Annotated in this window: 23 protein-coding genes; 9 read left to right on the top strand and 14 right to left on the bottom strand. The window is 50.5% G+C overall.

Annotated features, from left to right (window positions below; genetic code table 11):
• The first annotated feature begins 5 nt into the window (after window positions 1-5).
• Both ACQUQM_RS15875 and ACQUQM_RS15870 read left to right on the top strand, forming a co-directional pair.
• Entirely contained in the window at window positions 6-917 is a 912-nt protein-coding gene (locus ACQUQM_RS15875; RefSeq protein WP_432470857.1) for an SPFH domain-containing protein, read from the top strand.
• 11 nt (window positions 918-928) lie between these two features.
• Entirely contained in the window at window positions 929-1387 is a 459-nt protein-coding gene (locus tag ACQUQM_RS15870) for an NfeD family protein (RefSeq protein WP_432470856.1), read from the top strand.
• Window positions 1388-1597: 210 nt separating this feature from the next.
• Here the strand turns inward: ACQUQM_RS15870 and ACQUQM_RS15865 are convergent, their stop codons facing one another.
• The 4 genes from ACQUQM_RS15865 to ACQUQM_RS15850 form a co-directional block, all read right to left on the bottom strand.
• Window positions 1598-4018, bottom strand: coding sequence for a putative bifunctional diguanylate cyclase/phosphodiesterase (locus tag ACQUQM_RS15865; protein WP_432470855.1), 2421 nt, complete (start codon window positions 4016-4018; stop codon window positions 1598-1600).
• 54 nt (window positions 4019-4072) lie between these two features.
• A complete protein-coding gene (locus tag ACQUQM_RS15860) occupies window positions 4073-4819 on the bottom strand; it encodes a substrate-binding periplasmic protein (protein WP_432470854.1) in 747 nt (248 codons plus the stop codon).
• Between the two features lie 193 nt (window positions 4820-5012).
• A complete protein-coding gene (locus ACQUQM_RS15855) occupies window positions 5013-5381 on the bottom strand; it encodes a YacL family protein (RefSeq protein ID WP_432470853.1) in 369 nt (122 codons plus the stop codon).
• A 441-nt stretch (window positions 5382-5822) separates the two neighbouring features.
• Window positions 5823-6509 carry an alpha/beta hydrolase gene (locus ACQUQM_RS15850; RefSeq protein WP_432470852.1) on the bottom strand — a complete coding sequence of 229 codons (687 nt, stop codon included), beginning with the start codon at window positions 6507-6509 and terminating at the stop codon, window positions 5823-5825.
• A 225-nt stretch (window positions 6510-6734) separates the two neighbouring features.
• On the opposite strand from ACQUQM_RS15850, the gene ACQUQM_RS15845 reads away from it, so the two are divergent.
• On the top strand, window positions 6735-7304 hold the full coding sequence (locus ACQUQM_RS15845; RefSeq protein WP_432470851.1) for a DJ-1/PfpI family protein: 570 nt from the start codon (window positions 6735-6737) through the stop codon (window positions 7302-7304).
• Between the two features lie 557 nt (window positions 7305-7861).
• Here the strand turns inward: ACQUQM_RS15845 and ACQUQM_RS15840 are convergent.
• Both ACQUQM_RS15840 and yjeH read right to left on the bottom strand, forming a co-directional pair.
• A complete protein-coding gene (locus ACQUQM_RS15840) occupies window positions 7862-9292 on the bottom strand; it encodes an NCS2 family permease (protein WP_432470850.1) in 1431 nt (476 codons plus the stop codon).
• A 782-nt stretch (window positions 9293-10074) separates the two neighbouring features.
• Window positions 10075-11325 (bottom strand): L-methionine/branched-chain amino acid transporter, encoded by a 1251-nt coding sequence (gene yjeH / locus ACQUQM_RS15835; protein WP_432470849.1) that lies wholly within the window; start codon window positions 11323-11325, stop codon window positions 10075-10077.
• A gap of 143 nt (window positions 11326-11468) precedes the next feature.
• On the opposite strand from yjeH, the gene ACQUQM_RS15830 reads away from it, so the two are divergent.
• The 3 genes from ACQUQM_RS15830 to nadS all read left to right on the top strand — a co-directional run bounded on the left by ACQUQM_RS15830 (window position 11469) and on the right by nadS (window position 12757).
• A complete protein-coding gene (locus ACQUQM_RS15830; RefSeq protein ID WP_432470848.1) occupies window positions 11469-11900 on the top strand; it encodes an Lrp/AsnC family transcriptional regulator in 432 nt (143 codons plus the stop codon).
• A gap of 223 nt (window positions 11901-12123) precedes the next feature.
• A complete protein-coding gene (locus ACQUQM_RS15825) occupies window positions 12124-12408 on the top strand; it encodes a type II toxin-antitoxin system RelE/ParE family toxin (RefSeq protein ID WP_432470847.1) in 285 nt (94 codons plus the stop codon).
• Window positions 12409-12457: 49 nt separating this feature from the next.
• On the top strand, window positions 12458-12757 hold the full coding sequence (gene nadS, locus ACQUQM_RS15820; RefSeq protein WP_432470846.1) for a NadS family protein: 300 nt from the start codon (window positions 12458-12460) through the stop codon (window positions 12755-12757).
• Window positions 12758-12869: 112 nt separating this feature from the next.
• Here the strand turns inward: nadS and ACQUQM_RS15815 are convergent, their stop codons facing one another.
• The 7 genes from ACQUQM_RS15815 to ACQUQM_RS15785 form a co-directional block, all read right to left on the bottom strand.
• On the bottom strand, window positions 12870-13325 hold the full coding sequence (locus ACQUQM_RS15815) for a hypothetical protein (RefSeq protein ID WP_432470845.1): 456 nt from the start codon (window positions 13323-13325) through the stop codon (window positions 12870-12872).
• 194 nt (window positions 13326-13519) lie between these two features.
• Entirely contained in the window at window positions 13520-13810 is a 291-nt protein-coding gene (locus ACQUQM_RS15810; RefSeq protein ID WP_432470844.1) for a type II toxin-antitoxin system RelE/ParE family toxin, read from the bottom strand.
• Between the two features lie 9 nt (window positions 13811-13819).
• Window positions 13820-14074 carry a type II toxin-antitoxin system Phd/YefM family antitoxin gene (locus ACQUQM_RS15805; RefSeq protein WP_432470843.1) on the bottom strand — a complete coding sequence of 85 codons (255 nt, stop codon included), beginning with the start codon at window positions 14072-14074 and terminating at the stop codon, window positions 13820-13822.
• 326 nt (window positions 14075-14400) lie between these two features.
• Window positions 14401-15036 carry a dienelactone hydrolase family protein gene (locus tag ACQUQM_RS15800; protein WP_432470842.1) on the bottom strand — a complete coding sequence of 212 codons (636 nt, stop codon included), beginning with the start codon at window positions 15034-15036 and terminating at the stop codon, window positions 14401-14403.
• A gap of 282 nt (window positions 15037-15318) precedes the next feature.
• The gene (locus ACQUQM_RS15795) at window positions 15319-16167 is read right to left on the bottom strand and encodes a DMT family transporter (RefSeq protein ID WP_432470841.1); all 849 of its coding nucleotides are present in this window, start codon (window positions 16165-16167) and stop codon (window positions 15319-15321) included.
• Window positions 16168-16614: 447 nt separating this feature from the next.
• Entirely contained in the window at window positions 16615-16920 is a 306-nt protein-coding gene (locus ACQUQM_RS15790) for a HigA family addiction module antitoxin (protein ID WP_432470840.1), read from the bottom strand.
• 23 nt (window positions 16921-16943) lie between these two features.
• Window positions 16944-17225, bottom strand: a complete 282-nt coding sequence (locus ACQUQM_RS15785) for a type II toxin-antitoxin system RelE/ParE family toxin (RefSeq protein ID WP_432470839.1) — start codon at window positions 17223-17225, stop codon at window positions 16944-16946.
• A gap of 363 nt (window positions 17226-17588) precedes the next feature.
• Here ACQUQM_RS15785 and ACQUQM_RS15780 point away from each other — a divergent pair, with 363 nt between their 5' ends.
• Window positions 17589-17756, top strand: a complete 168-nt coding sequence (locus ACQUQM_RS15780; protein WP_432470838.1) for a hypothetical protein — start codon at window positions 17589-17591, stop codon at window positions 17754-17756.
• A 503-nt stretch (window positions 17757-18259) separates the two neighbouring features.
• Here ACQUQM_RS15780 and ACQUQM_RS15775 read toward each other — a convergent pair.
• On the bottom strand, window positions 18260-21115 hold the full coding sequence (locus ACQUQM_RS15775; protein ID WP_432470837.1) for a valine--tRNA ligase: 2856 nt from the start codon (window positions 21113-21115) through the stop codon (window positions 18260-18262).
• Window positions 21116-21662: 547 nt separating this feature from the next.
• On the opposite strand from ACQUQM_RS15775, the gene ACQUQM_RS15770 reads away from it, so the two are divergent.
• Together ACQUQM_RS15770 and ACQUQM_RS15765 are read left to right on the top strand one after the other, a co-directional pair.
• The gene (locus tag ACQUQM_RS15770; RefSeq protein WP_432470836.1) at window positions 21663-21995 is read left to right on the top strand and encodes a four helix bundle protein; all 333 of its coding nucleotides are present in this window, start codon (window positions 21663-21665) and stop codon (window positions 21993-21995) included.
• Between the two features lie 393 nt (window positions 21996-22388).
• On the top strand, window positions 22389-23471 hold the full coding sequence (locus ACQUQM_RS15765; protein ID WP_432470835.1) for a hypothetical protein: 1083 nt from the start codon (window positions 22389-22391) through the stop codon (window positions 23469-23471).
• Window positions 23472-23631: the final 160 nt, after the last annotated feature.

Here is a 23631-nt window from a genome sequence, read left to right as displayed (position 1 = left end):
AAAATATGTTCGGCTTTGAAATTGCGATTGTAGTGATTGTAGTTTTTGCTCTGGCGATGGTCTTCGCCGGCGTGAAAATGGTACCCCAGGGTTACGCCTGGACGGTTGAACGGTTTGGCCGTTTTACCGGAACATTACAGCCGGGATTACATCTGATTATCCCGATTATCGATAAAATCGGTTCCAAGAAAAATATGATGGAACAGGTACTGGATGTCCCGCCTCAGGAAGTAATCAGCTCTGATAACGCGATGGTGAATACCGATGCCGTTTGTTTCTTTCAGGTACTGGATGCCGGTAAGGCCAGCTATGAAGTCAATGATCTGCCCCGGGCGATGCAAAACCTGGTGATGACTAATATCCGGGCGGTGTTAGGTTCAATGGAGCTGGATGAGATGCTCTCCAATCGTGATTCCATCAATACCAAGCTGTTAGGTAAGGTCGATGAAGCGACCGATCCCTGGGGTATTAAAGTAACCCGGATAGAAATTCGTGATATCTCTCCGCCGGCTGATCTGGTGGCATCGATGGCTAACCAGATGAAAGCTGAGCGTGATAAGCGGGCCGCGATACTGGTTGCCGAAGGTCAGCGTGAGGCTGCGATTAAAGTGGCTGAGGGTGATAAACAGGGTGAGATTCTGCGCGCCGAAGGTAATAAGCAGGCGACAATTCTCGAAGCTGAAGCTCGGGAACGGGAAGCGCTGGCAGAAGCCCGGGCGACCAAAGTGGTATCGGAAGCGATCAGCGAAGGTAATCCGCAGGCGCTTAACTATTTTGTCGCGCAAAAATACACCGCAGCACTACAAAGTATCGGTGCCGGTGAAAACAGCAAAGTTGTGCTGATGCCACTGGAAGCAAGTAGCGTGATTGGATCCGTTGGCGGTATTGCCGAGTTGCTTAAAGAAACTAAATCCTAAGGACTTTTCTGATGGCTGAATGGTTTTCCACATTAACCCACTGGCACTGGCTCAGCCTGGGTGTAGTATTGCTGATTCTTGAGATTATGGGGGCGTCCGGTTTTCTCGTCGGTTTGGCGGTTGCCAGTCTGGCGCTGGCGGGAGTGGCTTATCTTGATCTGGTTTCGACCTGGCAGTATCAGTTGCTTTGGTTTGCTTTGCTAGGGATGATCTGTACCGTGCTTTACTGGCGCTTATTCCGCAATTTCAATACCCAGTCCGAAGAGCCGTTGATGAACGATCGGGCAGCGCAGCTGATCGGTCGTCGTCTTAAGCTGGAGCAGGCTCTGGAAAATGGTCAGGGGCGGATTCAGATCGGAGATACTTTCTGGAAGGTCGAAGCTGATGATGAACTGGAGCCGGGTACCCGTATCGAAGTCTATGGCTGCGAAGGGATGACCCTGAAGGTAAGGCGGCACATAAGTAGCTAGGGAAGGACAGTGGCCAGACCGCCGAACAAGTTCGGCTAGCTAGAACGGAAGGTAAACCTTCCTGCTAGTGGCTAGAAAAATCAAAAGCAAAAAGAGTGAAAGCGTTGTATGGAAGGAAGCTGCGGCTTCCTTTTTTGTTGCCAGTATTTGTACAAGTAGCAGCGTAGGGTGGCGATTGAGGCCGGAACGCCAGGTTATATAGGGATGTATTCAGAGCTCAGCGACTGTAATTTCCTGTTGTAACATTTTGTAAAGCTCTGTCGCGGGCACTGGCTTGGAATACAGGTAACCCTGAAAGACATAACAGCCCAGTTCAAGCAGAGTATCTCTTTCCTCAGGGGTTTCTACGCCCTCGGCGATGACCACCAGGTCCAGTCGGTCTGCGGTAGCAATGATAACCTGAACGATGGCCGCTTCTTCAGATGAAGGGCTGAGATGGGTAACAAACGATCGATCGATCTTCAGGATATCCAGCGGCAGATTTCGCAGGTACTTGAGTGATGAGTAGCCAGTGCCGAAATCATCGATCGCAAATGAGATCCCTCTCTGCTTAAGCAACTTCATTTTGTTACTGGCAATCTCAAAATTATTGAGCAGCATATTCTCGGTGATTTCCAGCTCGAGCATATGGCCGGGGATCTTGATTTCATTCATCAGTCTGAAGACCCGATCAACAAAATCAACCTGCATAAACTGCAATGGACTGATATTAATCGCCAGACGTCGGAATGATTCGGGCAAGCCTTGCTCAAGCCAGCTTGAGAGTTGCTGTAGCCCCTGGGCGAGCACCCAGTTACCGATCTCTATTATCTGGCCACTGTCTTCTGCAATAGAAACAAAGTCGCCGGGAAAAATTATACCTTTATCCGGGTGACGCCAGCGTAGCAGAGCCTCGGCGCCGATCATCCGTTTATCGGGACCAACCTGGGGTTGAAACCAGAGTTCAAACTCATTGTTCTCAAGTGCCTGATGCAAGCCTTTTTCAATTTCCAGCCGCTCCTGTGCGGAAGACTGCATTTCCGGATCGTAGAACTGGAAGTCATTTCTGCCCAGTGCCTTGGCGCGATAGAGGGCCGTATCGGCGTGACGGAGGATATCCAATGCACCATTTTTATTGTCAGGGAATACGGCTATACCAACACTGGTGGTGCAGTAGAGAAGGTGATTATCAATCTCAAATGGAATTGTCATCTGATCGAGAATCTGCAGAGCAATATTTGCGGCAGCTTCGGCACAGTATTCTCTTGAGTCCCCTGCTTCCGGTAACAGCACGACAAACTCATCGCCGCCGAAGCGGGCGCAAGTGCTTTCTGCGGGTAATAATTCGGTCAAACGTTGAGATAATTCGCAGAGCAGCATATCGCCAATGCCGTGCCCGAGGGAGTCATTAATGGTTTTGAACCGGTCCAGATCAAGATACAGCACAGCCCCATAATTTTGATTGGCATGGTGAAGTTCCAGAGACGAAGTCAGGCGATCCAGGAATAGTCTTCTGTTTGCCAGTCCGGTCAGGGTATCAAAGAAAGCCAGTTCGAAAATCTGCTGCTCAGCTTGTTTACGTACTGATATGTCCCGGGCAAGGATTAGAATATAGTTTGTATCCTGAAGGGTCAGCTTTATGCCTCTGGCCTCAATTGGCAGGGGCTGCCTATTCGTACCGAGCTGTACATCTTCAAACGTGCGGGCCTGTTTTTCGTCGATGTTGGCAAACAGATCCTGAAGTTGCTCAAGAGAATAGTTCTGGCTGAAGTCTGCCAGTTTTCGTCCCGGCAGGTTATCCCGGGTCGCGCCAAGGGTCTCAATAGCCTGATTGTTGGCTTGAATAATAGTCGTGTCGGGAAGGCAGAGAAACATCGCGTCGCCGGCATTCTCCATCAGAGAGCGGGAAAAGTATTCGCTTTTTGACAGGTTCTGAATGGTGCCATTCAACTGATCGGTCATCTGCTTTTTTTCATGCCACAGATTGGCAAAACTAGAGACCAGATCACCGATCTCATCCGGCTCAGTATAGGGCAGCGTGGTGCAGTCACTGCTATGGCGGAGTTGGTTGACCCAGTTGGCGATATTCAACACCGGTTGTGACAGATAGCGATAAACCAGCAGCAGGAATATACAAGCCAGTATGATGCCGTGTATTAATCCCACTCCCAGGCCGGTAGCAGCCCGGTGGGCAAAGTTAGCTGCAATGAATGTTGTATCCAGATCGATAAGCAGCTGAGCGGAAAGCCCTTTAGAGGTTGCAATACTTAATGGGGTATTAATATGGCTTTCTACCCGGAAAAAGTATCCGCCAATGGTGGCCAGGGTGGTTTGTTCAGAAGGCACCCGGGTGTTTTCACTGAGTAGATCGCCGAAATCGTCGGTCAGGCTGGCACGATAGATCATAGGATCGCTTATCAGCGTAGCGGTAACCGCTTTCGCTTGCCCGGAATCAAGGTTGTAGACGGCACGGGTTGCGCTGTCTCTATGCAGTGCAATTATCCGTTCAACCTTTGCCTGCAAACTCTGTTGTTCTAACTGCAGATCAAAATAAATTTGCCAGCTGCTGGAGATTAATCCCAACAGTAATGAGATCAGCAGAATCGTTCGTGCATGCTTAAACGCAATCCGGTTCCTGAATCTGAAAGCCATCAGCTTAGTCCTTGCAGGCCAGTGTCAACCCGGACAATTTTACCGTAAAGCACGTTATAAGTACTTGTCATAAATAGCATCAAATTCGCCGGATTCCTTAATGCGTTTAAGGCCTGCATTAAATTGTTCCAGCAGTTCAGGGTTACCAGGGTATAGCTTACTCAGGCAAAGATAAAAAGAGGAGCTTGCCTTGTCGGCAAACCGTTTGGTCTTGATCTTATCCTGCAGGCCGAGCTGTTGAGCCCTGTAACGTGTTGTTAATTCGCCGTTATAGAGTACATCGATATCCCGGAAGATCACCGAGCGGATAGCGCTGTCCATATCCGGGGCTTTTACATGTTCAATAGCTTTACTTTCAAGTTCTTTCTGAATCGCCCAGCCGTCAATCGAGGTGACTTTATAATGGCGCAGGTCCGCCAGATTTGTCAGTTTATGGTCATCCGTATCGACCGCCATTACCGCTACCTGATTTGCTTCACTGACCTTATCGCTGAACAGAATATAGGCTTCCCGCTCCGGTCGCCGGGCACAGCTGGTATAGCCTGCCACATAGCCATGTTCAAGGTTCTTCTTGATCCTTACCCAGGGTGCCGTGTTGAATGCCACCTCAACTCCTACGCTGGCAAAGGCCGCCGTGACAATATCAACATCGATACCGCTGACCTGTGACTGCCCGTTGACGATGGTATAGGGCGGATAATCGATAGCAAACAGCTCAACTGGCTTCTGCCCGGCCGAAGCTGAAAAAGGCAGTGACGTCAGTAAAGCCAGAAGGAAAATTCTTTGTATGAATAAAGACACTGTGGTTTCCTCAAAAAATAGCAACTGCCATACCGCTCCGTAGCGGTATTCAGGCTGCTTAAATTGCTAGTAACTACCGATATGCCATTGTTAAATATACTGTGCAAAAATCAACTACTGACTGATTATATTGTGACCATAATGCGTTGCTGAATGATGAAAGTCAGGTGCTGGAAAATTAATGCAGACAGATCTAACCGGCAATAAAAGCCTGCCAGCCATTGAGTATTTCAATGAAGTCTTCCAGGCCACAGCTGGCGGTTGACTCCTGATCGTAATAATCAAGTTCCTCTTCCGGTTCATCATCGGAAAAATCGGAATCCAGCCCGTGTGCACGGATGGTGGCATCATCACGGGTCAGCAGCAGATTATATTCTGCGCCTTCCAATGTATATTCCCAGCATTGTCGGTTTTGCAGCTGTTCAATCGCGCTGAAGATTTCAGCGATGACTGACTGGCGGCAGCCAAGTTCATTGCTCAGCCAATACCCCAGGGCTTCATGGCCCATCGAAAATTCAGCGCAATAATCGCCGCACAGGTCTCGGGTAAATTCGTAGTCCACAGGCAGTAAATCCGGAGTTGTTCAGTTATAAATTTAAAGGGGCCGGAGCATAGCATAGAACAGTGGCTAGAACGTCGCTACGCGGATATCAGACCGCAGCTTCGCTGCTCGCTAGAACGTCGCTGCGCGACTGCCAGACCGCTGAACAAGTTCAGCTAGCTAGTGGCTAGAAAAAGCATAAGAACCTTCTTAACTGTTACGGTTCCAGATCCCATTTTGGCGAAGCAAAACCCTTGACCCGCCAAAGCGGAAAGCATGGTAAGGGCTGCGGCTAGAATGTCGCTTCAGGTAGGATAGACAGTAGCTTCGCTGCTAGCTAGAACGTCGTTTTGCAACTGCCCGAGCGCTGAGCAAGTTCAGCTAGCTAGTGACTAGAAAAAGCATAAGGGCCTTCTTAACTGTTATTTTGCCAGATTCCATTCCAGCGCTACGTAAGTACCTTCAATGGAACTGTTGCACGATGAAGCGGAACGCCAGGTCGGCCCCGGTCTGAGTTATCTGGTGTGCTGTTCCCGGCAGCAGATGCAATTCAACCTGATGCTTGCAGGCGTGTAGCGCGGTGTTACTTTGTTGAGAGTGTAACGTCGGAATAACAAGGTCGTCTGCACCGTGAATAAGGCATACAGGAGTGACAGGCAGTGGTTGTGTTGTTTGCAGCGCCTGGTTATCGGGTCGCGCTTGGCTATCAGGCTGCTCTTGGATTTCAGGCAAAGTAGCGAAGCGACCCGACATAGCAACAATGCCGGCAATTGGCTGATCGGCTTGCTTAAACCATTCCAGCGACATAATTGCGCCTTGTGAAAAACCCAGCAAAATGACTTGATTCAGCGCCACATTAAATCGTTTTGCTTCATCCCTGATCAGCTGGTCGAACCGTTGCATTACGGCATCGACCCGTGACTGGCGATTCTTATCAGTTACCCCGTTAATGCTAAACCATTGAAAACCAGCCGGATTAAAAGGTGATTGATCAAACCCGGCAGGAATGCTGGCAGCGATATCCTGCGACTGCGATTTCAGGTATTCGGCCAGGGGTTGCATTGATTCAGGATTCGCCCCGACCCCGTGGAACATTATCACCAGCACCGTAGGAGTAGGGCTGAGAGAATTAAGTCGTACCGATTGCATGTTCACCATCCTCGGTAGGGACAAATAGAAAGCCCCACCACTTAATTATTAGGCAGAGGGGAATTCTTTTCTACCAGGGGAGAGAAAAGACAGCTATGCCGCCTTTTCCTTCAGGAGAAAAGGCAAAGTGTGCGAGGAAAAAAATCCTGTAGCTGTTCAGCAGTATCAGAAGTCAGGGCTATGCTTTCAATATACTTCAGATATTACATAAGCAGGAGGTATGTCATGTCTCATGTTCTGATTATTACCGGAGACTTTGTCGAAGATTACGAAGTGATGGTACCTTTTCAATGCCTGCAGGCGATGGGCCACCAGGTCACCGCAGTGTGTCCCGATAAGTCGGAGGGTAACACCATAAAAACCGCCATCCATGATTTTGAAGGCGATCAGACCTATAGCGAAAAGCCAGGCCACCATTTCACCCTTAACGGCAGCTTCGCCAGTATCGCCCCCGCTACATTCGATGCCCTGTTGATCCCTGGCGGACGGGCTCCGGAATACCTGCGCTTAAACCCGGACGTGATTGCAATGGTGCAGTACTTCTTTACCGCCGATAAGCCTGTTGCAGCTATCTGCCATGGGGCTCAGTTACTGGCTGCTGCAAAAGTGCTGGAAGGTAAGAGGTGTTCGGCTTATCCAGCCTGCGCACCCGAAGTAAGGGCTGCTGGTGCAGAGTATGTCGAGATAGGAATCGATAGCGCGATCACCGATGGCAAGCTGGTAACTGCGCCCGCCTGGCCTGCGCATCCGGAATGGTTGCGGCAGTTTGCGGAATTGCTTCGCAACAGTGGCTAGAACGTCGCTTTGCGACTGCCAGACCGCTGAACAAGTTCAGCTAGCTAGTAGCTAGAAAGAGCATAAGAGCCTTCTTAACTGTTCTTGTGTTAGGTCTCGCTGTGGGCTGTGTAAGAGCCACCAGTGTAGGGATTTGGCACCAGAACTCCCCCCTTTGTTGCCGCTGAAGCAGAACAACCTGCTTAGGATGGCCGTAGGCCAAGCACAGTTCTGAGGCGCGCTTTTTGCCGAATCTGTGTGTTCCGAAAAAGCGTTAGGTTGTTTTGATTCAGGGGTTTCGGCAACGGTGGGGTCGCCTTTTGATTGTTAAGGATTTTGGCGAAGCAAAACCCTTAACCCGCCAAAGCGGAAAGCATTGGAAGGGCCGTGGCTAGAACGTCGCTTCTCGGAAGTTAGACCCCAGCTTCGCTGCTAACTAGATGTGTAATTCAGAGAGGTTGTTCACAACCTGATTGTAATAGAAGCTGTTGGTTACGAAATCAAAGAGTAAGCTGTCTGGCTTGGCACAACGAAAAAAACCTTCCCGAAGGAAGGCTTTTGAATGGTTCGTTTTAATCTTATGGCAGGAAGATAAACTTCGCGACAAAGAGTGCAGTCAGCGCCCAGACACCGTTAGAGATCTGAGATGATTTACCTGTGAACAGTTTCAATGCAGTGTAGGTAATGAAACCAACCGCGATACCGTTCGCAATAGAGAATGTCAGCGGCATCATGATGGTCGTCATGATCGCCGGTGCGAACTCGGTCATGTCTTCCCAGTCAAGCGCAGCCAGAGAACCCATCATCAGCATAGCGACATAGATCAGCGCGCCATCGACAGCAAAGCCTGGCAGCATCTGCGCCAGCGGCAACAGGAACAGACCCAGCAGGAACATCAGACCGATAACGACCGCAGTCAGACCAGTACGGCCACCAACGGATACACCTGCAGCAGACTCGACGTAAGAGGTTACTGGTGGGCAACCGAAAGCAGTACCCAGTACAGAAGAGATAGAGTCAGCTTTCAGAGACTTGCTCAGGCCTTCGATCTTACCGTTTTCGTCCTGCAGGTTGGCCCGCTGGGCAACACCCATCAGAGTACCAGCAGTATCAAAGATGTTTACAAACAGGAAGGTTATGATGACCGGAATCAGGGCTACATCAAGAGCTCCCATAAGATCCAGCTTCAGGAAAATAGGCTCGATCGCAGCAAAATCAGGTACGGCAACCAGACCACCATCAGGCCAGGATACAAAACCGGAAGCCGGCGCCCAGTCAACACTAACAGTGAAGAACTCGTAAGGCAGTACTGCAGACATCAGGAACGCGATCGCAGTGGTCAGGCCGATACCGATGATCACGGAACCGAACACCTTGCGGTAGCTCAGGATTGCGATCAGCAGGAAGCTTAACAGACCCAGTGCCGGAGCCTCAGGACCAAACTTACCGAAACCGAAATGGGTCAGGTCAGCCAGGGCTACAACGTTGTCCGGGTTAGGCACGATCAGGCCGGTGAAACGCAGGCCGATGAAACCCAGGAACAGGCCGACACCGGCGGTCATTGCCAGACGCAGGCTCAACGGAATACTTTCCAGCATCCATTCGCGCAGTCGGGTGACACTCATCAGGACAAACAGAATACCTGACCAGAATACCGCACCCAGTGCGATCTCCCAGCTGTAGTTCATCTCCAGAACAACGGTGAAAGTGAAGAATGCATTAAGGCCCATACCCGGTGCAAGACCGATCGGCCAATTGGCATAGACACCCATGAAGATACATGCAATCGCGGCACCGATACAGGTCGCCAGGAATAAACCATCAAACGGCATACCTGTTTTCGACATGATAATCGGGTTAAGGAACATGATGTAAGACATGGTCACGAATGTCGTAAGACCCGCTATTATCTCGGTTTTCGTGGTTGTTTTGTGTGCTGAAAGCTTGAACACCCTATCTAAAAGGCTGCCGCTGCCAGGCTGAGCGGCTGCTTGGTTAACCTGCTCCATAATTATTATTCTCTGGTTGGTTAGCTTACTAAGGCCGGTTATTTGTATTACAAAGAACCTGACCCCGCGGTTAAGTTTTGAAAGTTCATCATAGTGGAATCAATAAACCTAAGAAAGTGCAAATAAGATGATATTTTTTCATTATGTGAAATGTGGCACGTAAATGTAGATAAATCAGGGGCTTGTTTTCATCCTTGCCGCGTTGAAAATAATTGTCGTAGGGTATGAAAAGAAGCTCAGTAGTTAGAACGGTGCGCAAGCGCACCTGCTAGTGGCTAGATGTATCGCGAGCGATACTTGCTAGAAAAAGCGAATGTCGAAAGCAAAAAACGAAGAGCGAAAAACAAATTTAAAGGAATAATTAAGAGTCTTGGTGCGTGCACCACTTTGGAACGCAGTTGTGATCTGGATCACAGTGTCAGGGTTGTGGATAAAGGGGCGAAGGAGTAGTTTACTTGTTAAATACTTATCTGCGTGCAAGATTATCCTGGTAATCATGTAGTTGGTCACGAAGACCCGAGGACTGGGGGCTCCGAATATCGGTGATCCCCGATAAAATGGACTGAAAAATGGACCTGCTTTGTTTCCCGCTGTCGATGTTTGCTGTCATGGTAATTTGTGCGCTCTATCTGCGAAAAGACCTGCAAGAGAATGATTAGGCTCGCGGAGCGAGAGTAGCTGGAACGGCGCGCAAGCGCGCCTGCTGGTGGCTAGACGTATCGCGAGCGATACTTGCTAGAATAAGCAAAAACCTCAGTGGCAATTTTAGGCAAGCTAACTGATCAGGCGCTCACTTCACGCAGCTGCCAATATCGCTGTCCCAGTACCCAGCCGGCCAGCACGACGACCAGAATAAGCGCGTAGGCCGTAGCGCTGCCCAAGCTGTAAGCAAATACGAAACAAGCAGCCAGCCCTGCAGCAATTGCCGGGCGATAGCGCCGGGGCAATAGCTTCCAGGCGGCCAGCATCGCTGCGCCGTAAACCAGTACAAACACCCCGTTCACCCAGCGTACAATAGCCGGGAAATCCTGATCCAGCAGATAACATGCAACCAGAATCAACGCTGACAGCAGCAGGAAAGAAAGCAACGCGGCGGCGGGCACATTGTGCTTGTTAAGAGGCTTCAGACAGGCCGGCAAAGCGCCATCATGGCTGAAACTCCAGGCCAGCCGGGCAAGGCTGGCAAAGTAAACGTTGACCGTCGCAATACCGCAGACCAGGCCCAGCAGCCCGATCACCCAGCGGCCGCTCTCGCCCAGCAGCAGCTCAAATGCTCCCACCATCGCCAGGCTGTCAAACGGTGCCAGCAGAGATAGATAGGTACAACAGATAAAGATCAGTCCAACCAGAGTAACACCGCCCAGAATCGCTGGGATGAAATCCCGCTTTACATCTTTGAACTCAGAGGCCAGGTGGGTCACGGCTTCAATGCCCAGAAAGCTCCAGATCGCCAGGCCGATGGCGGCCAGCACATCATGACCGCTGCCGCTCTTTACCGACACAGGTACCGGCATCGTCGGTTGTGGCGAGATAAACAGCGCGCCCAGCATCAGCACGACTACCGCCAGAATCGCCAGCGTCAGGCCAAGCTGGACCTTGCCAGACAGTTGCAGCCCACGACGGTTGGCAAAGAACAGCGCTGCAATGACCAGCAGTTCACCGATAACCGCCTGTTGTGGCGTCAGTGCAATAAGAGGCTTTAAAAACTCAAAGGTCATGATCAGCGCAGCCGGTGCGCCCAGAGGTACCACAAACAGGAACATCAGGCCGATAATCCGGCCGGCAACTTTGCCGTACGCCTGTTCGACAAAATACGCGGGGCCTGCAGCATGAGTATAGCGGCGGCCCAGCTCGGCAAATACCAGTGCCAGGGGCAGGATTGCCAGCAGTAACAAACCCCATGCCAAGGGGGCTTTGTCACCAGCTGCAGCGATGGTCAGCTGCGGTAGTATAAATACCCCGGTACCTAATAAGGTAGTGGCAATCAGTCCCATCCCTTGCCAGCGGGTGATTGTTTGATTTAGCCTAGTCATCCTGAATAGAGCCCTGGTTATTTCTAGTGTGCTAGTGTGTTGAGATAGTGTACTGCCGATGCCGCCGACAGTGTGTCGCATTGCTATTTCAATCTGACGGATTTTATGCCCCTTACCAACGCTTTGCCTGAACGGATTAACAGATGGACGGATTTGATCAGAAAATAATCGTAGCGCTGCGCCAGAACGCCCGGCAGAGCGTCTCCGCTATCGCCGAACAGGTAAATTTGTCCCGTTCGGCGGTTTCCGAACGGATAAAGCGGATGGAAGAGCAGGGGGATATTCTCGGCTATCAGGTTCTCACACCATCGGGCACGGATACGTCGAATGCGGTAAAAGCCTATTTCGAGATTCGCCAGCGCGGCTACCAGTGCTCATCAATTGCCGAGGTGTTGTTGCAACACCCGGAAGTTAAACATTGCCACGGCACCAGCGGCGAAGTAGACCTGCTGGTGTATCTTGAATTACCCCATATGCAGCGTCTGCATGACATTCGCCACGATCTTGATAGCCAGCTGCCTGACAGCGTTAAAGTCACCACCCATATTGTTATGCAGGAATGGCAGGGCGCATAGCGCCCAGTGGCTAGAACGTCACTTCGTGACTTGCCAGACCGCTGAACAAGTTCAGCTAGCTAGTGGCTAGAAAAAGCAAAAAGCCTGACTGTGGTGCTGGGCTTTTTAGTTTTGAATTATTTTACTCAGAATCCAATTGCCATTTAGAGAGAGTATCTCTGGTTGTGTACATAGTACACAATCTGAACTATAGTTATTTGGGTACAAAGTACATGGAAGTGCGATGTTTACATTTATTGAGCTAAACGGATTTAGCAAGCGTCGGCAAGGTTTTCTACAGGATGAAGAATACCGGCTACTTCAGGAAGCGTTGATTGTTAATCCTGAATTGGGTCCTGTTATGCAGGGAACCGGTGGCTTCAGGAAGCTTCGCTGGTCGCGTCCCGGTGTAGGGAAGAGTGGAGGCGTCAGGGTCATATATTATAGCCTGGTGCCCTCGCAGGACCGTCTCTATCTGGCACTGATCTATGCAAAAAATGAAGCGGATAATCTGACCGCTAAGCAGTAAGGGATGCTTAAACGGATTGCCGGAAGACTTAAATCAGCAGGAGTAAATCATGAAAGATGAGTTGTTCACAGATCTGATGAGTAGCGCCGAAGAGATGGTTGCTATCGAGAACGGTGAACAGAAGCCCAGGACTGTTCATCAATATCAGACTCTGGATGTTAAAGCGATTCGTGAAGCGTCTGGTAAAAACCGGAATGAATTTGCAGAGATTATAGGTGCAAGCTACGAAACCGTGAAGAGCTGGGAAAACCGCCGCCGTAATCCCTCCGGTGTCACCAAGAAACTGCTCACCCTGATTCAGGATAACCCCCGCAAAATGATTGAATTGCTTAATAAAAGCAGTCGCTAGAACGGAAGCGAAGCTTCCTGCTAGTGGTTAGACGTATCGCGAGCGATATTTGCTAGAAAAAGCAAAAACGAAAACCCAAAGCGATAACTCTGGGTTATATTCCTGGTGATTCTTACTTCGTAAGAATTGCTTCAATATCGTCAATAAAACCTTTCAGCATCGTAAGACAGGTATCAGCATCGGCATCGGTCATATCGTTTCCTTCGCGCAGTACATAACGGGCATCGTCCAGATCGGTGCGGTGGGAGAAGTAGAAGGTATCTTTCCAGAATTTGCTTGGTACAGGCTCTTGTTTCAGCTGCTCTCTGGCAACTTTATCATCGTTGACGCTGGGCAGTACGGCCAGTGCCTTGTGCTTGTAGACCTTAACCACAACACCTTCAGGCCAGTGCTTTAAACGGACATCAAGATCGCATTTGATATCCGCGTTTTCTTTCTTGATATACACCTTCTTCACTTCAAACGAACCGCGCCACTGGGCGAACATCTCGCCGCTGAAAATCTGGCCCTCTATCGCGTCCATTTTTGTTTCGATCTGTTGTGTAATCAGGTTGATATCGTTCGACACTGTCACGCTCTCTGTGGCTTAGCTTAAAGGCGATACACTACTGGTTTGGGGGCTACAGTACGATTGAGTAATTCTTATCGGTTGATTAGCTCCGCTTCGCGTAGAGTGGCTAGAACGGAAGCGAAGCTTCCTGCTAGTGGCTAGATGCAGCGGAGCTGCTTGCTAGAAAAAGCCAGCGGGACTTGCTGATGATTCTATTTAATATGAATGTGGGGATCCATGGAGGCATGGAGCACCCGAATAATGATTATTCTGTCTGTGGCGTGGATGTAGTAGAGAATATGTTTTCTATAAGGAAAGCTATAAACATCGGGGGATAACCTCAGGCGCTGTTTGCCTATAGCGGGGTATTGGGCGATATTCCTGGCCGTATCTACCAGGCCGTCTATGTATTCAGACGCTTGCAGCTTGCCCCAGTGATCACGAGTAAAATCAATAATCCCTTCAAGGTCTTTTTCAGCTTTGTCCGTAAAGCTGTATTTCATAACCAGCCCCTACAGACGTTGGCGAAGTCTGTTAATTACATTATGACCATCGCTGATATTACCTTGCTTAATGTCTTCCAGCCCGGCATCAATCTCAACTTTCAGCGCCGCTTCCTGTAACGCTTGTAGCTGCTCGTATTCTTTTGCAGAAACCATCACCGCGACCGGTTTACCATTCTTATTGATACCAACAGGTGCGCTCTGAGCTTTCAGAAGCAGTTCACCAAACTCACGCTTGGCGTCACTGGCATTTAGAACTTCCATAAATGTACCAAATAATTAAATTGATCAATTTAATCAGTATAGGCTCGCGGCACGCGAGTGGCTAGGATAAAACAGTGGCTAGGATAAAACAGTGGCTAGAACGTCACTTCGTGACTTGCTAGAAAAAGCCGTAGTGGTTACAAATGTCTGAATCTACATTGTGGGAGGCACGCCCCGTGCCGAGAATCTCGCGACGAGAGACCCGATGGGGCATGCCAGTGTCGCTCCCACCTGATAGTTGCGGCTCAACTCTCATTTTGGGCAGAGGAACTGATCTCTGTCACAGTGCCAGAGCAGGGCAGCCTGAGAGAAGGCGATTCAATGTCTCAATTTATAGCAACGCGTTGGATAAAATCGTACATCAGAGATTCCATATCCGGGGTCAGCCGGTGTGGTGCGTCGGCTATCAGGTTAAGTTCAGCGCTTACCCCCATCTTTAACAGGGCGTTGTAGCTCTGTTGCGCATGGACGGGATCGCTCACCTCATCCTGCTCGCCATGAATCAGGCAGACCGGTATATCACAAAGCGGTTGCTGCTCAGGCAGTTCAGCGAAGCGGCCTGCGATAGCAATGATGCCTGCGACGCGATCCCGGCTTTGCTTGAACCACTCCAGCGACATGATTGTGCCCTGAGAAAAGCCCAGCAGTACTACCTTATCCAGAGGGACGCCAAAGCTTTCCGCCTCCCGGCGGATCAACTGATCAAAAGCGGGCATCACCGCATCAATACGGGCCTGGCGGTTCTCTTCACTGATATCCGCAATACCAAACCAGTGAAAGCCTTTAGGGTTGAGCGGCGATTTTGAAAACCCCGTCGGGATACTGATGGCAAGATCATCGCACTGCTGATACAGATAGGTTGCCAGAGGCTGTAATGATTTAGGGCTTGAGCCAACGCCGTGGAACATAATAACCAGCGCTGTCGGCGTTGCCCGCTGAGACTCAAAACGAAATGATGGCATCTGACATCCTCTGGTACAGGAAATGACCGAGCATAGCGGCAGAACAATTATGCTCAAATCCTTAATATCTGAATTAACCGCGCAAGGGCGGCTATTCTGTTACGACTGGCTGAAATATTCAAATTTAAAAGCAGTAGCTAGAACGTCACTTCGTGACTCGCTAGTGGCTAGACGCGGCGGAGCCGCTTGTTAGAAAAAGCAGGGCTTACCGCAGTAATTTTCTGATCGTGATGTGGGAGGCACGTCTCCGTGCTGATTGGCTAGATTGGCCAGAGCGACGTTCTAGCAACTGCTTTTACAGCGCTTAGGCCAATATCTTGAAACCAAAGGCAAAAACGCACTCGCGATGATAATCAGTACGCCAGCCACTGCAAGGCTATCAGGCACTTCTGCGAACAGCCAGTAACCAAATGACAGTGAGTAGATGATCTTTGCATACTCGATATTGGCGATCACATTCGCTTCTCCTAACTTGTAAGCGGTCACTCCGATCCATTGGGCGACGGAAGAGCTCACACCGACAAAGATAAGCAAAACCAGCTCATATAAGGTTGGCCATTGCCAGGCAATAAGACCCGGTAGCAACGTAATCAGCCCGACGAACACGGCCTGATACGTAAGCAGGACCACCCTCGACTCAGTTTGCGCCATTCGCCTGACACATACGACAGCAGCGGCAGCCCCCAGTGCACCGCCCAGCCCTGCCAGGGTATAGATAATGGATGTATCTTCAAATACAGGCTGAACAACCAGTATCACTCCGCAGAAACCAACCAATACAGTAACCAGTCTGGCAATGCCCACCGCTTCAGAAAGGAAGATCCTGGAGATAATGGCGACAAACAAAACCTGTGTGAAGCCCAGTGCCGTTGCATCGGCCAGCGGAATATTGCTGACGGTGATAAAGCCCAGATAGAGTGCTGCAAACGCACCGGCGATGCGCAGCAGATGCAAATGAATCATTCGGGGCTTTAACAAAGTATCGATAGAAACTGCGATAGCGGGGATCAGCAGTGCAACAAACACCAGCTGGCGGAACAGCAGAATCTGGAATACATCAATCCTTTCACTCAGTATTCGAACCAGTACACCCACCAGTACAAATAGAGCGGTGGATACCAGCGCTAGCAAGATTCCCCTCACCGGCGCTGGAAACGCACGGGCAACCAGATATTCCAGACGAGGAATAAAGATCGTTTAGTTAACAGCTGAATTAGCATTGCCCACCTCTTGTATCAATCGAGATGCGATTATCAACCCTCCACTTATAGACAGGTCAACGGGTCTGCCGAAGTGATTTTCTGATCGTTATGTGGGAGGCACGCCCTCGTGCCGATTGGATAGCGGAGCGGGAGTCGCTAGAACATCGCTTCGCGACTTGCTAGTGGCTAGACGCGGCGAAGCCGCTTGCTAGAAAAAGCAGGGCTTACCGCAGTGATTTTCTGATCGTTATGTGGGAGGCACGCCTTCGTGCCGATTGGCTAGCGGAGCGAGAGTAGCCAGAACGGTTCGCAAATCATAAATGGGATCAGATAAATTTTATCATCCCATATCCAGGACTTCAGCTGTGATGAATAACTACGCTGTTAACCGCTCAATCCCTGCATACTTCTCCGCTTCAATCCCTTCATGCTCTGCCTCCCAGACATCGACAGCGGTTTGCATATTCAGCCAGCTTTCCATGCTGGTGTCAGTGGCTTTGCCCAGCCGGGTTGCCATATCTCTGGAACAGGAGATATGACCGTTGATGAACAGTGAAAGATGTTTTCGGGAAACCCCCAGTTTGGTGGCGGCTTCGCTGATGCTTATATGAAGCGGTTGCAGAACATCAGTCAGGAGTGTTTGTCCTGGATGGGTGGGTTTGCGATTGCGTACTCTACTCATACCTGTTCTCCTCAAGAATGTCCTTAGTGATATTGTTCATAATCTACGACTGTGGCGTTTGTGCCATCGAATTCGAATGTCAGCCGCCACGCACCTGAAACATTAATCGCCCAACGGTTATATTTTTTAGGTTCCAGTTTGTGTAACCGATAGCCGGGCAGGTTCATATCCTCTGGGCTGATTGCAGCATCCAGCCTATCCAGACGGCTGGCCAGCTTAGCACTATGCTTGCTGTGTATGCCCCTGGTTGTTCCTTCATAGAAGAAACCTTCCAGTCCCTTATGCCTGAAACTTATGATTGCCATTACGAATCACTGTAACCAATCTGGTAACAAGTGTAGTTAAGGTTAACCGTAACTGCAACCAGATTGGTAACGCATAACAGTAGCCAGAACGGCGCGCAAGCGCACCTGCTAGTGGCTAGACGTATCGCGAGCGATACTTGCTAGAAAAAGCGAAAGGCCCAAGTACTATTTTAGGTAGCAAGTATTATCTCTGTCATAGAGGCTGGTTTGCTCGCTTTGCGAGAGTAGCTTGAACGTCACTTCGTGACTCGCAGTGGCTCTGGTTTTACAATCATAAGCGCCGTCATAAAGTTAATGGTGCAAGCCGCCACTGATGGGGAGTTTAACTTCTTCCTTATTAGCGCAAATTAAATGGGGTTATGTATGAAAATATTTTCAGCAACTGTAGCACTGTGTCTGGCTACGTTTTTATTCTTTCAAGCGAATGAAATGGAGGGGATAAGCCTGCTGCGTATGGGCTATATAGTGGGTGCTATCAGCTTAATTACATTTACAATATTTATGTTTGTACCGGAAAAGACGGACGAATAGATCCGAGTAGCTAGAACGGAAGCGAAGCTTCCTGCTAGTGGCTATAAAGGCAGTGGCTAGAACGTCACTGCGTGACTTGCTGGTGGCTAGACGCGGCGGAGCCGCTTGCTAGAAAAAGTGAAAGGCCCAAGCTGCTCGCTTTGCGAGAGTGGCTAGAACGGCGCGCAAGCGCACCTGCTAGTGGCTAGACGAAATAAGTGGAAAAAAATAACTGGGGTCAGATGAAACATATCTCAGGACTACACATCTTTTCGGTGGGTCTAGTTATCCTTTCAAACTCAGGCTGGGCGGCGTTCTGCTACTGTTAAATCATCGCCGCGAGGGCGCGCCTCCTACAATGCTGTTATAAACCATCGCAGTTCACGAATACAAAAAAGCCCGGCATCACTGCCGGGCTTTTTGTTTTTTGCTTTTTGCTTTTTCTAGCCACTAGCTAGCCGAACTTGTTCGGCGGTCTAGCGAGCGGCGAAGCCGCGTTCTAGCTACTGTCTCGTCAAAGAACGTTACAGCGCTTCTATCTTAGCCGACTGCTCTTTCAGCTGCTCCAGAGCAACTTTAAACTCAGCCAATTTTTCTCGTTCTTTGGCGACGACAGCCTCAGGCGCATTTGCAACAAATTTGTCATTGCCCAGCTTACCCGCCAGACGACCGGACTCTTTCTCCAGCTTGTCCATCTCTTTCTTGAGACGGGCCAGTTCGGCGTCTTTGTCGATCAGGCCGGCCATCGGTACCAGTACCTGCATCTCGCCTACCAGTTGTACCGCAGACATCGGTGCTTCGTCGCCTTCGTTCAACCAGGTAACGGTAGCCAGGGATGCCAGCTTAGCCAGGAATGCCTGGTTAGCTTCCAGACGGGCTTTATCGTCAGCGCTGCCGTTCTGGATCAGGATATCCAGCTCTTTCGCCGGGGAGATACCCATCTCACCACGGATGTTACGTACTCCGGTGATCACGCCTTTAAGCCATTCGATATCGGCTTCTGCTGCTGCATCGATCCTGGATTCATCAGCAACAGGGTAGCCCTGCAGCATGATGGTATCGCCTTCGACACCGGCCAGGTCTTTAATGGACTGCCAGATCTCTTCGGTGATGTACGGCATGATCGGGTGGGTCAGACGCAGGATAACTTCCAGCGCGCGAACCAGTGTGTGACGGGTGCCGCGTTTGGCAGCGTCGGATGCGTTGTCGTCCCAGAGTACCGGCTTGGACAGCTCCAGATACCAGCCACAGTATTCGTTCCAGATGAAGTCATACAGGGTCTTGGCTGCCAGGTCGAAACGGTATTCATCCAGGTGCTTTGTCACGTCGGCTTCGACGCGCTGCAACTGGCTGGCGATCCAGCGATCTGCCAGAGACAGTTCCAGATCTCCACCGTTTTGCCCACAGTCTTCGCCTTCGGCGTTCATCTGTACGTAACGGGCGGCGTTCCAGATCTTGTTACAGAAGTTACGGTAACCTTCCAGGCGCTTGATGTCCCAGTTGATGTCACGGCCGGTTGAGGCCAGTGCTGCCAGGGTGAAGCGCAGGGCGTCTGTACCGTGGGCAGCAATACCTTCAGGGAATTGCTTCTCGGTACGCTTGCCAATCTTCTGTGCCAGTTGCGGCTGCATCATGTTGCCGGTACGTTTGTCCAGCAGTGTCGGCAGGTCGATACCGTCGATCATATCCAGCGGGTCGAGTACGTTACCCTTGGACTTGGACATCTTGTCGCCGTTCTCATCACGGATCAGGCCGGTCACATAAACGGTCTTGAACGGAATCTGCGGCTTGCCGGCGTCATCTTTGATCAGGTGCATGGTCATCATCATCATCCGGGCAACCCAGAAGAAGATGATATCGAAACCGGTTACCAGCACGTCGGTCGGGTGGAATGTCTGCAGGCGCTGGGTGTTTTCAGGCCAGCCCAGGGTACCGAAGGTCCACAGGCCGGAGCTGAACCAGGTATCCAGTACGTCATCGTCCTGACGCAGCTCGGTTTCCAGGTCCAGACCGTATTTTTCACGGGCGGTGTCGGCATCTTTAGCAACATAGACGTTGCCGTCGTTGTCGTAGAATGCCGGGATGCGGTGGCCCCACCACAGTTGACGGGAGATACACCAGTCCTGAATGTCGCGCATCCAGGCGAAGTACATGTTTTCGTACTGCTTAGGTACGAACTGAATGTCACCGTTCTCAACCGCTTCGATAGCCGGCTTGGCCAGGGTCTTGGCATCGGCAAACCACTGATCGGTCAGCATCGGCTCGATAACCACGCCGCCACGGTCGCCGTACGGGATGGTCATGGCGTTTTCTTCGATCTTAACCAGCAGACCGGCCTCTTCCATGTCGGCAACGATCGCCTTACGCGCAGCGAAACGTTCCATGCCGCGGTATTTCTCCGGCAGGGTCTTATCCAGCTCGTGGTTTTCGCTGCCGTCGGTGTTGAAGGTCTGCGCCTGTTCGCGGATATCACCGTTGAGGGTGAGGATGTTGATCATCGGCAGCTGGCAACGCTTGCCCACTTCGTTATCGTTGAAGTCGTGCGCCGGGGTGATCTTCACGCAACCGGTACCTTTCTCCATATCGGCATGTTCGTCAGCCACGATAGGGATACGACGACCAACTAACGGCAGGGTTATAAATTTGCCGATCAGGTCTTTGTAGCGGTCGTCTTCGGCGTTAACCGCCACGCCGGTATCACCCAGCATAGTTTCCGGACGAGTCGTACCGACTACCAGGAAGTCGTCACCGGCAGCGGTTTTAACGCCATCGGCCAGTGGGTAGCGCAGGTACCACATCTTGCCCTGTACTTCGCGGTTCTCTACTTCCAGGTCGGAGATTGCGGTGTGCAGTTTAGGATCCCAGTTCACCAGGCGCTTGCCGCGATAGATCAGGCCATCGTCGTACATGCTGATAAAGGCTTCCTGAACCGCGTTGTAGAAACCGGAGTCCATGGTGAAGCGTTCGGTTGGCCAGTCAACGGAGTTACCCAGACGGCGCATCTGATTAGTGATGGTGCCGCCGGACTCTTCTTTCCATTCCCAGATCTTCTCGATGAAGGCGTCGCGGCCCAGATCGTGACGGGTTTTCTGTTCTTCGGCTGCCAGCTTACGCTCGACGACCATCTGGGTCGCGATACCGGCGTGATCGGTACCAACCTGCCATAGAGTATTTTTGCCTTTCATCCGCTGGTAGCGGGTCAGGGCATCCATGATCGTGTGCTGGAAAGCATGGCCCATGTGCAGGCTGCCGGTGACGTTCGGCGGTGGAATCATGATGCTGTAAGCATCGCCTTCACCGGATGGCGCGAAGTAACCGTTGTCTTCCCAGGTTTTGTACCAGGATTTTTCGATCTCGTTTGGCTGGTAGGTTTTATCCATTGTCGACCGTTCTCGAAGCTGAAATTAGGGCAAAAAAATAGGCGGATATTATACCTGCGGCAGGCGCTGGAGGCGAGAGGTAAAAAATAGTAGCTAGAACGCGGCTGTGCCGCTTGCTAGACCGCTAAACAAGTTTAGCTAGCTAGTGGCTAGAAAAATCAAAAGCAGAAAAGCAGTGGCTAGAACGTCGCTGCGCGACTTGCTAGAACGGAACCTCCGGTTCCTGCTAGTGGCTAGAAAAATCAAAAGCAAAAAACAAAGTCAAAACCTAAAATGAATCGCCGCGAGGGCGCGCCTCCCACTGTAGATTGAAGATATTTTTTACTAATTAACTAAATTCGTCCACATGCATAAGCCTATTAAGAAGGCTTTTAAGTTTATTCTAGCCACTAGCAAGTCGCGCAGCGACGTTCTAGCCAGGAAGGGTTGCCTTCCGGTCTAGCCACTGTCCTTGCCTAGCCACTTGCCTTCTTCTGGCAGGCTGTTTCAGCCCCTGGGGTTTTCTTTACTAAACTTAACCCCAGCAACTAACAAAAAGGACTTTGTTATGAGTTATGAGGATCTGGATGTGTGGAAACGGGCGTGTCGTCTCAGTTGTGAGGTGTATACGACATTGTCCCACTGTAGGGATTTTGGCTTTCGGGATCAGATTACCCGCAGTGGTCTGTCGATACCCAGCAATATAGCCGAAGGCTTTGAACGCGGCTCTGTAAAAGAAAAACGGCAGTTTCTGTTTTACGCCAAAGGTTCATTGGCAGAGCTTAAAACCCAGGTCTACATCGGTCAGCGCATCGGTTATATCCACAGCGAAAAAGCGATCCGCTGGCGACAAGAGCTGGATGAGATACAGAAAATGCTGGCGGTTCTGATTGAAAAGTAGTGAATAGGAAAGAACAGTGGCTAGAGAAAAACAGTGGCTAGAGAAAAACAGTGGCTAGAGTAGAGCAGTGGCTAGAACGTCGCTTCGCGACTCGCTAGAACGGAAGGTAAACCTTCCTGCTAGTGGCTAGAAAAATCAAAAGCGAAAAGCGAAAAGAAAAGGGCGTAAGCCAGAGATATATAAAACGCCTCAGGCGGTATTGTTCCCGCGCAGCGGTAATGCTTTTTCTAGCCACTAGCAGTCGAGCTTGCTCGACGTTCTAGCTAGCGGCAAAGCCGCGATCTAGCCACGGTCCTACTCCAGCCACTAGCAGTCGAGCTTGCTTGACGTTCTAGCTAGCGGCAAAGCCGCGATCTAGCCACTCGTCAGTTTTTACAGCCCAAAGGTAGGCCTATGAAAAACTGTTTTAAAACCAGAGGATTTCTTCCTTGCAGCGACCCTGACGAAAAACTGACTTTAGGCGAGGATTTCGAGGCGTTGGATCGTCTTGGGGAGGAGTTGCCGAGTCTGCTGCTCGAGGATGATTGTCGTCGCTTTTTGTCACAGCAGGTTATTCCTGTCTGGCCCTGTGACAATATATCGCCGGGGTTGCTGTCGCAGGCGCGTTTGTATTTTGTGCGACTGGGTTTTATCGCTTCCGGATACATCAATCAGGTCGGTCAGCCTCACTGTCATAGTCTGCCGGAGAGTATAGCTAAGCCGCTGGTGAAGGTGGCTGGATTGCTGGGTTGTGAGCCGATGTTGAGTTATAGCGGGTATGCGTTGTATAACTGGCGGCGCTATGACAAAAGTGGATCGATAGCGCTGGGGAATATCGACACGTTGCAGAACTTCGTGCATCTCTATGACGAGCGCTGGTTTATTCTGGTCCATGTCGAGATCGAAGCGATAGCCGCCAGGATTCTAAATTCCATAGAATTATGGCATAGCGCTTTAGGCTGTGTTGATGCCTCGCGTGAGGCGCGTTTGCAGAATGCGATGGATCAGATCTGCGAGGCGATTGTCGCGATGACTAAGGTATTGCAGCGAATCCCGGAAAAGATGTCAGATCAATTGTTTTTCTCCCACTTTAGGCCCTATATCGGCCATTTTGATAGCGTAGTCTATGAAGGTACCGGTTTGACCATGAGTTTCAGTGGCGAGGCTGGCACCCAGAGTGCAGTGATGCCTGCGCTGCTGGCATTCCTGAAGGTACCTCATCAACCGACCCGACTGCTGACGCACCTGCTCGAGATGCGTCACTATATGCCCGCCGAACACCGTTACTACATTGAACAGGTGGAACAGATACCTGATCCTAAGCCGCTGACCCCGCCGGAACTATTCGACGGCATCCTCGAAGCGCTGGCTCAGTTCAGGGAAGTGCATTACCACTGGGTAATTAAATACATCGCCCGCCGCGGCAAAGAAGACCCGCCTTACCTTAAATGGCTTAAGATTTTAATCGATGAGACGAGACGCTACAAAAATCAGTAGCTAGAACAAGAGAGCAGCTAGATCGCGGCTTTGCCGCTAGCTAGAACGGAAGGTAAATCTTCCTGCTAGTGGCTAGAAAAATCAAAAAAACAAAGTCAAAAGCTAAAAGAATCGCCGCGAGGGCGCGCCTCCCACGGGTTTACTTAGTGAAGTAGTTAGG

This window comes from Amphritea sp. HPY, from assembly GCF_050870985.1.
Lineage (GTDB): Bacteria > Pseudomonadota > Gammaproteobacteria > Pseudomonadales > Balneatricaceae > Amphritea.
The sequence above is the reverse complement of the archived record's forward strand: the minus strand, read 5'-3'. Positions and strand labels throughout refer to the sequence as shown.